This is a genomic window from Leptolyngbya sp. NIES-2104 (assembly GCF_001485215.1).
Classification (GTDB): Bacteria; Cyanobacteriota; Cyanobacteriia; order Leptolyngbyales; family Leptolyngbyaceae; genus Leptolyngbya.
Genome location: NZ_BBWW01000001.1, coordinates 234605 through 247630, shown reverse-complemented (window position 1 = coordinate 247630; position 13026 = coordinate 234605). Strand labels below are relative to the sequence as shown.

The following is a 13026-nucleotide window of genomic DNA, read 5'->3' as shown; positions in this document are numbered from 1 at the left end:
TGTTATTTCAGCGAATAGGTTGACATATTCGATCGCACAGTCTCCGAGAACAACCAAGAGCCGAATGTATCCGATCGCTCAAGTCCTAGTTCTGTTAGTTTCCAGTCATCAACTAAACCTAGTTCGATCAGTTCTTGAAGCTGCGGAAAGTCTTGTAATGGTTCAGAGTGAAAGCGATCGCGATAATTCTCAAGATTCAATCCTTCCTCTGATAGCACCGAAATCAAGATAAATCGCCGTTTCTGCTCTTCTAAATCTAGCTCAAAGCCATAGTTTACAACATTGAAATCTTCAGTATTGTTGTAGTGTTCAATGATCGATTTAATCTCTTTGGCGTTCACTGCATAGTCATTTGAGTAATGCAACGATCGAGTATACGATCGCGCTCCGCATCCTAAGCCAATCATGCCGTCCGCCTGACAACAATACACAGGTGCCGAAGATTCCGGTGCAGTGTTCGATCGAAACATTCTCATCGAAACTTGAGTGTAGCCCTGTGATTTTAGAAAGTCTCGACCTGTTCGATAGCAAGCAATGCGAATATCATCCCATTCTCGATCGCTGATTCCCAATCCGGTTAAGGGACGAACATAGAGCGGGTACAAATAAACCTCTTCAGGTTCAAACACCAAAGCAGTTTTGAGCGATTGTAACCAGGTTTCTACAGTCTGTCCTGGAAGTCCATAGATTAGATCAATGTTCAAGGTTGGAAAGTTCGCTTCTCGAATTCGTGTGAGTGCTGCTTTGACTTGCTCCGAAGTTTGGCGGCGTTGAGTCGCGAGAACTTCAGTATCAACGAAGCTTTGAACCCCGATACTAATGCGATCGAGTCCACGATCGCGCAATAATTTCAATTTCTCATCGGTTGCTGTCTCAGGTGACACTTCCACCGAACCCGGAATTTCTAAAAGCTTTGCTCCCATTGATTCAGCAACATTCAGGACAGCTTCTAAGTGCCCGATCGATAACTGTGTCGGTGTTCCTCCCCCTAATGCAAACCGCGCAAACTGAACTTCTCCCAATGCTGATTTCACCTGATTCGCTTGTCGCTGTAGTGCTGCAACATAGCGACCGACAAAATCATCACTGTGGCTCACCGTTGTAAACAGATTACAAAAACCACACCGCATCTCACAGAATGGAATGTGAATGTAGAGGAATAGAGCATTTTTATTCTCAGTTGCCCAGACTTCAGAAAGCGATCGAGGTTTTAACTCCCGATAAGCGGTCTTGTGCGGGTAAGAGTAAACATACGTTTGATAAGGAGTCATAAGATAAACTCTGCGTAAGGGACTGTCCAAACTGCGGGATGGCTTAATCGATGTCCAGTGTACCCGTCATCGCCGTATGTGGTTCCGTGATCTGAACAAAGAATGCAGAACGTGGAACCTCTTTGACGTAGCGCGTTCCAAAGTTTGCCTAACTGTTGATCGACGTATTCTAAAGCCGCCGCATGAGACGCTAAACTATCGCTGGTTGCTCCTGGTAAGTAAAAACAATTCGGTTGATGAAGTGCAGAAATGTTGATGAACAGAAAGATTTTTTCTGGACGTTGGAGGATTGATTGTGCGATCGCAATCTGATTTTCGGTCGAATTCGGACAAGTGACCCCAATCTCCGGACTCCAATAGCTTTCAGCGAACATTGATGGAAGCACGTTCCCCAATGGATTCAGCTTATTAAAAAATCCAACTCCACCAATGCAAACCGTGTGGTAGCCTTTTGCAGCGAGTCCACTCACAATGTTGTCATGTTCTAAAACACAAGTTTCAGGGCATGTACTGGTGCTGCCTTCAAACCGGAGCGAGAACGGACGGGGATGAATGCCAGGATCGATCGGAGTGGGCAGAAATCCGGCAAAGAAGGCTTGGTGAGCGGCATAAGTAAAGCTTCCGGGCGAATGACGCTCTTCCCAGCCTTGAGGCGGCAAAACTGAGGCTAGATTCGGAGTCCGACCTTGAGCGAGTAAATCTCTGGCAACATCATATCTAAGCGTATCGAAAGTGATAAATAGAATGTCGTGTGTTCCAACAATGTGATTTATGTTGAGCATCGATATTGCTCCATCAACATTTCAATCTGTGTTGTGTAAGTATCTTGCCCGTTCCAAGTAATCCCCTGCAACAAGTCTCCAAACGCATTCATTTCCAGAATGTAGTGATCTTTCCAATTTGGCGCAATCAGTAAATCAATTCCACAATAAAAGCTTTTGGAAAAACAAGCCGCAGCCCTTTCACAAGTGTGCATCATTTCCGCCCACGTTTCAGAAGACAACGATCGAGGAAGTGCCGAACGATCTCGTCGATCGTTCCCCAAATGCAAGTTCGTCATCGGACTATTTCCCAACCGCAACACCACCTGCCGTGCTTTCCCCCCAATCACAACCACCCGCGCATCAAATTCCCGCCCCTCAATCCGCGCTTTCGGCATCCATCTTTCAACCTGTACCCGTTCTCGTGCGAGAAAGTTAATGATATCTGCAATTTCGTGCGAATCTCGGTACTGTCGAATTTTACGTGAGTTATAGAATCTAAGCTCTCCCTGTTCAATCACTCTTTCAACGCTAGTAATTGCTCGTTCTGCTCCTGATCGACGTTCATAAGCCACGACACCCGAAGCTGATGAGCCGTGTGCTAATTTGACGAAAACGCGATCGCACTGTTGCCGCTCCATCTCTTCACACAGCTCCTCATAGTTATTAATTGAGGAAAGCGATCGAGGAATCGGAACATTGTGACTCGCTAAAATCCGCTGACACACCGTTTTATCAAACATTCTCACAATGTCGTCAGGATGATTGAGAAACTGACCTCGCACCGTTGACCATTCTTGCAAGCGAGTTTTCCAGCCGAGATACCATTGGCGCGAATGCAGAATGCGACCTTTATCAGCAGGGAGATTGTAAGCCTCGATCGCGTTCACTTTCCAATGATTTCCCGGTTGGTCGGCTCCCGCTGCAATGAAAGCTCGATCGACATTAAAGCTTCGCTCTGGAGCATCGAAACGGAAAATGCGATCGACCGAATTCGATTCCTGCAAAAAGCACCGACCTGCTAAGAGTTCCTCGTAAGGAATTACTTCAGCAGGCGGTAGATTGAATCGGGCTAAAGCTTGTTGAAATAGCCCGACTCGACGGGTTTCAGGGTTAGCAATGAGGGCAAACCTTAGCATTCTACTATTCAGAAACCACACAGTAACGACGATAAGACGGTTCTTCCTCGTCTTCTTCCTGCCGTTGCTCTTGTGCCAATACTTGAATGCCCAAAGCTTGAAGTCGATCGATCATCGCTCCAGACAAATAACTCTCAGACACATTCAGCGTTTCCAAATCTCGAATTGCAGCACAATCGAGTAAATGCTGCGCTCCCTCATTGGTCAAGGTTCCGAGCGATAGATCCAACACTTGCAAACCTGCTAACAATGGCGATCGAACAATCATCGCTGCAATCTCATCGGCAAATCCACTGTTCCGCAATCCCAAATAAGTCAGATTCGGAAACTTCAATTCCTCCAACAACGGCGGTAAATCCCGATCCCAACAATCGCCCCCATAGTTCTCACTACCAAACCACAGTTCTAAATGCTCTAACGCGGGAAACTCCCATTCATAGAGTTGATGAACCGTCGATCGATTTAATCCACCCGTTTCCACAATCAATGTTTTCAGATGCTCATGTCTCGAAGTTCCCAAAGTTGGATCAAACTTCAAGCCTTCGCCGCCCCGAACTTGAAACACTTCCAACTGTGGAAACGCTTGCAAAATCGGACTCATATCACTCTGAGCAATCCAGGAGATTTCACACTCTAAATACTCAATGTCTCCAATGAACAATGCTTTGAGATTGGGAAAGCGATCGCGTAATGCGACCAAACTCTCAACTAACACCGCAGAAGAAACATCTCCGGTACAAACCCCTTCACCCCCAACCCAAACCCCGACTACCAATGCTTCGGTAAGTTCGGCTCCAGGCATTTGCAGCAACACATCAAGCTGATCGGCAACACTATCATCTTCGTCGTCATAGTCGCACCGAAACGCATACGCGAACTGTTGCGGATTCGGCAATGCTTCCTCTCGATTAAACGCCCAAATTTGCCGCCCTGCAAATTGCTCAACATGACTATTGTTTCTTGGGCAATCAAAGCGTTCGGTCATGTTCCACACAGGCTGATCCGCGAGAATTGCACCTTGGGATTGTCGCATTAACCAGCGCGATCGACGACGTACCAGTTTAGATCGATCACTCAATGCCTGATGCAAACATCCAAGCCCTGCCGTTCCATAATTCCAAGCTTGATCAACCGCTTCCAATCGAACTGAGAGATCATCGCTTTTAAGCTTTTGCTGAATCCCCTCAATTCCGCCGAGAATTGCTCCTTGATGAGGTGCGGGAGATTGTCCACCTAAAATTGCATCAAAATCTGAAGGATTAGACATCATAACTGCGCTTTGCGTGATGTAATTGTGCTAGAAAACCGAGCTTAGTGTACCCAATGAATCGGAGATGCAGTTCTGCGATCGTAGCATCATACAACCCATGACCACGAAACCTTTTGATCAATTCAACAAACGCTTATTTGAAACTTTACTGTCCCCGTTTGGCACAGTCATCCCGAATCGGTCTGTACTCGGAGAGGAAAGAGCGATCGACATTTATTTCGAGCCAAATCCGGACGTTTTGCTTCCCCATGACGAACTTGGCTATCTCACATTCATGCTTGATAAACCCGCCCTGCTTGAACCTTTTCGCAGTTCTCTCAGCGATGAGGATATGCACAATTGCTTACTGAAGCTGTTTCTAGTGTATGCAGAATATCGTCGTCAGGATGAATCGATAAGAACCGAAAATCTTCCTCGACTCTGGATGCTTTGCGCCTCAGTATCGAATCGACTGATTGAAGGATTTAATGGGCAATTAGATGAAACGTTGGGTGAAGGATTCTATTGTCTTGCTCCTCGACTTCGTGCCGCGATCGTGGTGATTGATGAACTGCCAACAATTCCTGAAACGCTTTGGTTGCGTCTACTCGGTCGTGGACGAACTCAGGAAGACGCGATCGCTGAATTATTGCTGCTTCCAGAAGATGATGCGTTACGTATGAATGTACTGAGTCTACTGGTGTCATGGCGGATTAATATGGATTTATTAGAACAAGCGAATGATGAAGAGAGGAGAATTCTTATGGCTTTGTCGCAAGCTTATTTAGAGTGGGAGCAGCAAACTCGTCGTCAGGGCATGGAAGAAGGATTGGAGCGAGGACGACAGGAAGGACGACAGGAAGGACGACAGGAAGGACGACAGGAAGAGCGACGGGCAATGATTGTGAGCCTTCTAGAATCTCGGTTTGGCTTGATCGAGGATGAACTTCAAGCGATCATTCCTGCCTTAATGCAGCTTTCTTCTGAGGAATTTCTGCCGATTTTGATGCAGAGATCGAGAGATGAATTGCTCCAACAGTTTCTTAATTGAGTTTCGCGATCGCGCTTTGTTCTACCAATACCGTCTGCGTCAACAAATCACGAATCGTTGCCGTTAAAATTCGGTGTTCTGTCACTTGTAACTCGACGGAAATTCGATCGATTCCCAGTTGTCCAGGTGGATCGAGTCGCGCCACACAGATTTGATTGCGATCGCGATCCAACGATCGATAAGTTTCTTGCTGTCGTAATGGCGTACTACTCATTCGTCCTTGAGCATCGTAAACCACTTCTGATTCGGTTACTTGCGCCACTTCTCCGATGTCTAATCGAATCTCAGTTTGTCCTTCTGAAGCCGCTTGTAACATCAGCGGTTCTTCACGTTTGCAAGGGTATTTTGTGCCTGGTTCAAATAGTGGATAGTAGCTATACGATCGAGAATATGGCTCCCACAATCGAATTGCATATCCATGCCTTAAATAATCTTTTAATCCAGCAATCTGTGTGAGTGCTAGAGCGCCATGTGCAACAGCTTCAAACGGTTTATGAATTTGAACTCTCTGCCGTCCAAAGTACGAAATAAACAACTGCTGAATTGCTCGAATTTGACAACTTCCACCGACTAATAAAATCTGTTCAATGTCTGATTTCTGAACACCTTTTCGTAAGCCTAACTGCAAGGTTTCATCGATCGCTTGTCGAACTTGCTCTAAGAGTTGCCGCTCTTCTAGCAAATCCTCGAATTGCGATCGCGTTAACACCAAATCGTGATAGACAAAATTCTCTTCATCGAACCAGCTTTCTTTCGCTTCGTCGGTCGTTGAAAGCCGAATTTTTAACTGTTCAGCGATCGACAATAAATTCTGCCAACCAATTTCACCAATGGCTTCTCGCGTGGTGTTCATTTGCTGAAGATAGTTCTCGACCATCCAGCGATCGAGATCTTCCCCACCCACATAAGCATCAGCTTTCGCCAACACTTCAGCCTGTAAAACTTCTTGCCCTGTTGCCATTCCTGAAGTGCGAACTAAGCTTAAATCTAAAGTTCCACCTCCAAAATCAGCCACTAGAACTGTAGAGCCTGGACGCTGAACCGCATATCCTAATGCTGCCGCAGTTGATTCATCTACGAACTTGACATCGGGAAAGCCAAACTTTAGAGCAACATCCTGGAACCAATCTAAATATCGTTCAAATGCACCCACTGGAACGGTGAAAATTAACAATGAAGGCTCAATCTGCGCGGCTTTGATCGCGTCCCAAATTTGATTCAGAAAATGAACTGCGATCGCTTCCGCATCATAAACTTGTCCGTCCAGTGTTCGGGCTGGTGGCTGAAAATCTGCGGCTAAATCTCGCTTGAATGTCCGAAAAAATCGCTGTGGCTGCATCAATCCGAGACGCTGCGATCGTACAGGCTCCCCCACTACAAATTCGCCTTTCCCCTGTACAAAGACTAAGCTTGGAACAACTGCGACTTCGTTAAACAATCGCGAGAGATTCGGAACTCTCAAAGTAACCGGAGTTTGTGTATCCGGCTCCAAAAGGCTAATAACTGTGTTACTGGTGCCAAAATCGATCGCGACAGCGGTCATGAGGTTGCTCCAGCGGGTAAAGTTCGACTGACCTTGGCAGGTACTAAAATACGATCGTCATTCCGATATCCAACAAATCGTACATACACCGATTCTCCGGGCTGCAAATTGCCAACATCACCCTGATGCAATTGAGGATCATACTCGGTTTGCTCCCAAGGTTGCCCGATCGCTTGATAGCCCCAAAATTTCATCAAGTTATCGAGTGCAGTAAACATTCCGATCAAATTTCGAGCAGGTAAATCTGGTTTAGATTCTGCCATTCGTCGAACACTCGGATATTGGGTTAACAAAGATTGAATCTGCTCGAATGCTTTGATTTCGGAATCTTGTTGAGTTTGAGTGGATTGCGTTTCTAACTGCGATCGCAATCTCGCGCACTGTTGTTTAAATTCCTCGATCTGAACTTCCAAAACCGCTTTCTCTCGCTGACTCGTTTGCCAATCTGCGATCGCAGTTTCTAGTTTTTGTTCAAGATCACTTTGAGTTTGCTTGAGATCATCAATGTTCGATCGCAATATTGCCTCTGTCGCTTGAGCGGCTTTCGTCGATCGCCAATAAAAGCCACCAAGTCCAACTAAACCGAGCGACAATCCAACAACACTCAAATCCATATCACTCCTGCTGCTGAATCGTTTGAGATTGTTCCACAGTTAGAGAATTATCGGCATTGTCGTGATACTCAGGCAACAAATCACGGGACTCGATCGATCCCAGCGATCGTTCTAAATCTTCGGTCGCTAATGTACAACTTTCACCCGCACCATTCAACACTGTTTCTGTGACTTTGCCATCTTTACCGATGCGATACTCGATTTGCTGATAGTTTGCCATAAGTTCGATCGTGAAATTGCTTCTGAATTATGCACCACGAAATCAGATTCAATCTAGAAAAAATGTACTATAAAAACCCGATCTTGACAATCTCAAGATCGGGTTTAATTTGAACTCTACGATTTTACTGAGCGCGTGGAGTCGTAGAAGGAACCGCTGCTTCGTTGTATCGTCTGGGGACTTGAGCAAAGCGATAGTTCGTTAATTGGCTTGCGATTGTGAAGTGCCGATTGATGATTGGCAATCCTTGATTCACAAGTGAAATCAAACTAGGATTACGACCGAATGCTGCTTCACGCTGGAACAAAGACGCAGCCTCTAGATGAGCATTAACACCCTCGTCTAGATAAGCATTATCAAACTGTGTTCCTGATAGTTGTCGGAACCGTTGCATGAGCGCCTGATACTTCGGACCTGGAACCGTTGGCAGGGTTACACGGAGTTGAGGAGCAATTCGCGTTAACTGTTGTTTATTATTCTGCTGTTCTGCGACTTCAGCTTGAGCAAACTGACGCACTGACTGATTTTGCGATCGTTGCAGTGCCAATTGACCGAGCATGATATTTGCTTCTCCAAACTGCGCCGCTTCATTCACAAACGCCAAATCAACGGCATTCGCTTGTTGAGCGGGGACAGCGGGCACTCTAGGTGTTTGAGCATTCACCTGCGAAAAGAACGAACCTCCGATCGCAAAACATAATCCCACGATCGCAGAAATCGCTACGATAAAATACTTTCTGAACATAAAACTGTCCTGTTTCTACAAAGATTGATGAGCGATGCTCTGCTTTCATGTTCGTAGCTAGGCAGGCAGTTTCCTCCCTCTTGAGGCGTGTCCAAAAGGCTTAGATTCCGGCTCCGTCCAAAAATTCGTCGATGATGCGATCGCGCAATCGGCACGCTTCCCCTTCTGCCACAGGTTCCGGTTTAGAATCCACAGCAGGCATCGCATAACAAACCGCCAACGATTCACGAGTTTGCAGCATTTGGATCTGTTGCTCTAAGGATTCAATTCGATCGACTAATGCCCGAATCACTTGCGCTTCAGAGTCCGGCAATCGTCCATGCTCTAAGGGATCAACTCGTTCCCCTGCGCGATATACAATTCGACCCGGAACACCGACAACGGTACAATCCGACGGAACATCGCGCAGCACGACTGATCCCGCTCCGATTCGCACGTTATTCCCAAGCTGAATGTTTCCTAAAACTTTCGCACCCGCACCGACGACGACATTTTCGCCCAGAGTTGGATGTCGTTTTCCACATTCTTTTCCGGTTCCGCCGAGCGTGACTCCTTGATAAATTAGTGCATAATCTCCCACGATCGCAGTTTCTCCGATCACCACACCCATGCCGTGATCGATAAAGACTCCTTGACCGATCGTGGCTCCAGGGTGAATCTCAATTCCGGTAAAAAATCGGGCAATCTGCGAAATAAATCTCGGCATAAATGGCACCCCCACTTTAAACATCCAGTGAGCGAACCGATGAAACATCAAAGCTTGCAGCCCTGGATAGCAGAACAGCACTTCCATCCAGTTCCGGGCGGCAGGGTCACGATCGAAAATAATTTTGAAGTCAGCAATCAGGCTTTTCAGCACAGCGACAACCCTATGTGGCGTGATAAGACCAAAGCCTATCTTAGCGTGTCAAGTGAATCGAGGTCATCCGCACTGCAATTTCAGCAAACCCCCTATAATGAGAGACTGCATTCTCTCCCTTACGACTCATGTCAGACGAACTCCGCCAAACTCGCATCGAGAAAGTTGACCAACTCAAACAGTTGGGGATCAATCCTTATGCCTACCGCTGGGAATCGACTCATTCAGCAGCAGAGTTGCAGAAAAAATATGCGGAGTTACCGAACGGTGAGGAAGATCCGACTGAAGTTGCGATCGCAGGTCGAGTGATGCTCCGGCGCTTTTTAGGGAAGTTGGCGTTCTTCACGATTCAGGATGAAACCGGAACGATTCAGCTTTATCTAGAAAAGAAGCGGATTCAAGAACACATGGGTGAGAATGCCTTCAAACAGCTTGATAAGCTTTCAGATGCGGGTGATTTTTTGGGTGTGAAAGGAACGCTCAAGCGCACCGATAAAGGCGAATTATCAATCTATGTCAAGGAATATACACTTTTAACAAAATCCTTATTGCCATTGCCGGATAAGTGGCATGGGTTAACGGATGTCGCGAAACGGTATCGTCAACGGTACGTAGATTTGATCGTAAATCCTGAAGTGCGCGATACGTTCCGTAAACGGGCATTGGTTACTGCCGGAATTCGTCGTTATTTGGACGAACAAGGCTTTATCGAAATTGAAACGCCTGTGTTGATGAGTGAAGCGGGTGGAGCCGATGCGCGTCCATTCATCACGTATCACAACACTTTAGATATGCAGCTTTATCTGCGGATTGCAACCGAACTGCACTTAAAGCGGTTGATTGTCGGTGGATTTGAGAAAGTGTTTGAACTCGGTCGCATCTTCAGAAATGAAGGAATTTCGACGCGGCACAATCCGGAGTTTACAACGATCGAGCTTTATCAAGCTTACGCCGACTATCACGACATGATGAACCTCACTGAAGCCATCATCGCAAACGTGGCGCAGAAAGTTCTCGGAACGCTGAAAATTAGCTACCAGGGCGAAGAAGTTGACCTCACTCCTCCTTGGCGACGGGTGACAATGCACGACATTGTGCAGGAAAAAACGGGGATCGATTTTGCTCAGTTCACCGATTTAGAAGCAGCAAAAGAAGCGGCGAAAATAGCAGGCATTCAAGACGTTGAAGACTGTCCATCGATCGGTAAACTTCTCAATGAAGCTTTTGAACAAACCGTTGAAACAACTTTGATCCAGCCGACATTTATCCTAGATTATCCGGTTGAGATTTCACCATTGGCAAAACCGCATCGATCGAAGCCTGGATTAGTCGAACGCTTTGAACTGTTCATCGTTGGACGGGAAACCGCGAATAGTTTTTCAGAGTTGACTGATCCGCTGGATCAACGCGATCGCTTAGAAGCCCAATCTGCTCGAAAAGCTGCCGGAGATCTCGAAGCGCATGGAGTCGATGAAGATTTTCTCACCGCTTTAGAATACGGAATGCCACCAACGGGAGGCTTGGGAATTGGTATCGATCGATTAGTGATGCTATTAACCGATTCTGCAAGTATTCGCGATGTGATTGCGTTCCCGTTATTGAAACCCGAAAAAGCGGACACTGAGGAATAATCTAATCAAAATTCCTCAACTTTGGTGAGAAGGAAAATCAGAAGCTTCATCCAAATGACGGCGTACCGCTTTCTGACTCAAGACTCTACCTAATTGCCACCAAGCAAGATAGCTACTCAATAAAACAAGGAGTACGGCAACGAAAAAGGCGGGTAAAACTGGAACACCAAAAACTTCCAATGCAGAAGCAATAAAGATGCAGATTCCGCCCATCATGCCTGAGAATGGCAAAATAACCTGTACTGCTCCTCGAACAGGCAAGGAACTAGCAGAAAGGTTTTTAGCCCAATAATCAATTCGTTGGCGAATTAGAACTACGAAGGGAATCGCACAGGTCAGAGTAATAAACAAGCCCACGAATAACAGGACATAAGGCGGATCAGGTCTAGCCGTTGCGAGGTCTTCAAACTGTTTTACAGAGATAAACCAATTCATTATTTCGTCCCTGTCTTGTGTTTTGACGAGTACAACAAACGATTAAAGTTAGAACCTTTGAAAGCTTCAGAGTTACGTGCAGAGAGTCGCTCTACGCAGCACTGCTTTGAACTTATTTTTTACGAATGTCCAAGCAAAGTTAAATCACTTAAAACACCTTAAAAGATTGCTATTACTTTAGTCGTTGATGCTCTCATTTCACCGGGATAACGGACAGAATGACTCCATCAAAAGGTGAAACACTTAAGTCAGGACAAGATTAATCGCTCGGCAATTCGATCGAGATCGGATACCGTCCACGTGGCAAGTCGAAGGAAGTCGATCGCCAAATTGAAGGAATCCGATTCAAGACTGGAACCCGCCGCCGAGAACGATGTTCTCTCAGCAAGTCTTCATAGAGAGCTTCGACCTGAGAAATATTACTGCTCAAGGTATAGCGCTCTTCTACGCGCTGTCTGGCTTTCTCTCCTAATAGTTTCGTCCAACTCGCATGATCTCGAAGTTGTGGGAGTAAGGCTCTAAGCTGTGAAGTGACTCGCTGAGTTTCCAGCACAATTCCCGCTTCGTCTTCGAGCACTTCACCATCTGCGCCCGCATCTGTGGCAACACACGCAACGCCACACGCCATTGCTTCTAGAAGCGAAAGAGACAATCCTTCCACTAACGAAGGCAAGATAAAAACATCGGTGCTGCGGAGAATGTTAATACGATCGCGTTCATCTGCTAAAAATCCCAGCCATTTGATTCCATGTTCTTCCCCGTAGAACGGAATCAATGAAGCCGCCAATGTGCCGTGATTTCCAACAATCACCAGTTTGCAATCATCGCCCATGTTTGCCTGTTTCCAAGCCTTGAGCAACGATTCGACGTTCTTTTCAGGTGCGATTCGACCTTGATACAGAAACGATCGTTTTGCGCCTAATTGGGCTTTGAACGATGATGCTCCGGGTGAATATTTTTCATTATCAACACCGTTCGGAATCACCGCAATTTTTTCTGCTGGAACGCCTAGTTTGATGAGTAAATCGCGTTGGATTCTGGAGAAAATGATCACTCGATCATATTTTGCCAAAGAGGGCGCATACAGTTGATACATCAGGTGTTGCGTCCCTGATGTAATGTTGCGGAGTTTACGATCGAAGGCTGGATGAAAAGTTGCAACTAGCGGCAAATTCAACGCCTGACAAATCTCAGGCAGCATAAAATCGAGCGGCGATAATGTCAGTGAAGCGTGAACAATATCCGGTTTTGGAGTCAGATTTCTAAGCGCTTGTTCTAGAACTTTGGCAGATTTTAAGGTTGGAATGGTATAGATCTGCGATTTATATAAGAACGGAATTTGAATTTCTCTATGATCGGGAAAGTTATCGGGAACGGCTTCTTCCTGTGCAAAGTGGAAGAAGCTGACTTGATGTTCGCGATCTAACAGGGCGTTCGTAACTTCTCGACTGTAGGTAACGTTGCCGCAAAACGGCGTTTTCTTGCCAAGCCAAGCGATGTGCATTTGA

At 46.2% G+C, this 13026-nt stretch carries 13 protein-coding genes; 2 read left to right on the top strand and 11 right to left on the bottom strand.

Annotation, left to right across the window (positions count from 1 at the left end):
• Positions 1-2: 2 nt before the first annotated feature.
• The 4 genes from NIES2104_RS01280 to NIES2104_RS01265 are packed head-to-tail and all read right to left on the bottom strand — an operon-like array spanning position 3 to position 4441.
• Complete coding sequence (locus NIES2104_RS01280; RefSeq protein WP_058995010.1) at positions 3-1271, bottom strand: STM4012 family radical SAM protein; 1269 nt, start codon at positions 1269-1271, stop codon at positions 3-5.
• Positions 1268-2053 carry an STM4013/SEN3800 family hydrolase gene (locus NIES2104_RS01275; protein WP_058995008.1) on the bottom strand — a complete coding sequence of 262 codons (786 nt, stop codon included), beginning with the start codon at positions 2051-2053 and terminating at the stop codon, positions 1268-1270. The genes NIES2104_RS01280 and NIES2104_RS01275 overlap by 4 nt, the downstream gene beginning before the upstream one ends.
• Positions 2041-3171, bottom strand: coding sequence for an STM4014 family protein (locus NIES2104_RS01270; RefSeq protein WP_058995006.1), 1131 nt, complete (start codon positions 3169-3171; stop codon positions 2041-2043). The genes NIES2104_RS01275 and NIES2104_RS01270 overlap by 13 nt, the downstream gene beginning before the upstream one ends.
• Before the next feature lie 4 nt (positions 3172-3175).
• Positions 3176-4441, bottom strand: a complete 1266-nt coding sequence (locus tag NIES2104_RS01265) for an STM4015 family protein (RefSeq protein ID WP_072218008.1) — start codon at positions 4439-4441, stop codon at positions 3176-3178.
• 97 nt (positions 4442-4538) lie between these two features.
• Between NIES2104_RS01265 and NIES2104_RS01260 the strand changes: the two genes are divergently transcribed.
• Complete coding sequence (locus tag NIES2104_RS01260; RefSeq protein WP_058995002.1) at positions 4539-5471, top strand: hypothetical protein; 933 nt, start codon at positions 4539-4541, stop codon at positions 5469-5471.
• Here the strand turns inward: NIES2104_RS01260 and NIES2104_RS01255 are convergent.
• The 5 genes from NIES2104_RS01255 to cysE all read right to left on the bottom strand — a co-directional run bounded on the left by NIES2104_RS01255 (position 5464) and on the right by cysE (position 9452).
• A complete protein-coding gene (locus NIES2104_RS01255; RefSeq protein WP_058994999.1) occupies positions 5464-7014 on the bottom strand; it encodes an Hsp70 family protein in 1551 nt (516 codons plus the stop codon). The two genes, NIES2104_RS01260 and NIES2104_RS01255, sit on opposite strands and share 8 nt — an antisense overlap.
• On the bottom strand, positions 7011-7628 hold the full coding sequence (locus tag NIES2104_RS01250) for a hypothetical protein (RefSeq protein WP_058994997.1): 618 nt from the start codon (positions 7626-7628) through the stop codon (positions 7011-7013). Before NIES2104_RS01250 ends, NIES2104_RS01255 begins: the two co-directional genes overlap by 4 nt.
• A 1-nt stretch (position 7629) precedes the next feature.
• Entirely contained in the window at positions 7630-7848 is a 219-nt protein-coding gene (locus tag NIES2104_RS01245; protein WP_058994996.1) for a DUF2997 domain-containing protein, read from the bottom strand.
• A 124-nt stretch (positions 7849-7972) separates the two neighbouring features.
• On the bottom strand, positions 7973-8593 hold the full coding sequence (locus NIES2104_RS01240; protein ID WP_058994993.1) for a DUF4142 domain-containing protein: 621 nt from the start codon (positions 8591-8593) through the stop codon (positions 7973-7975).
• Positions 8594-8693: 100 nt separating this feature from the next.
• Positions 8694-9452, bottom strand: a complete 759-nt coding sequence (gene cysE, locus NIES2104_RS01235; protein WP_058994991.1) for a serine O-acetyltransferase — start codon at positions 9450-9452, stop codon at positions 8694-8696.
• 128 nt (positions 9453-9580) lie between these two features.
• On the opposite strand from cysE, the gene lysS reads away from it, so the two are divergent.
• On the top strand, positions 9581-11083 hold the full coding sequence (gene lysS / locus NIES2104_RS01230; protein ID WP_058994990.1) for a lysine--tRNA ligase: 1503 nt from the start codon (positions 9581-9583) through the stop codon (positions 11081-11083).
• Positions 11084-11098: 15 nt separating this feature from the next.
• Here the strand turns inward: lysS and NIES2104_RS01225 are convergent, their stop codons facing one another.
• Both NIES2104_RS01225 and NIES2104_RS01220 read right to left on the bottom strand, forming a co-directional pair.
• Positions 11099-11518 carry a hypothetical protein gene (locus tag NIES2104_RS01225; RefSeq protein ID WP_058994988.1) on the bottom strand — a complete coding sequence of 140 codons (420 nt, stop codon included), beginning with the start codon at positions 11516-11518 and terminating at the stop codon, positions 11099-11101.
• 259 nt (positions 11519-11777) lie between these two features.
• Positions 11778-13022 carry a glycosyltransferase family 4 protein gene (locus NIES2104_RS01220; RefSeq protein ID WP_058994985.1) on the bottom strand — a complete coding sequence of 415 codons (1245 nt, stop codon included), beginning with the start codon at positions 13020-13022 and terminating at the stop codon, positions 11778-11780.
• Positions 13023-13026 lie beyond the last annotated feature (4 nt).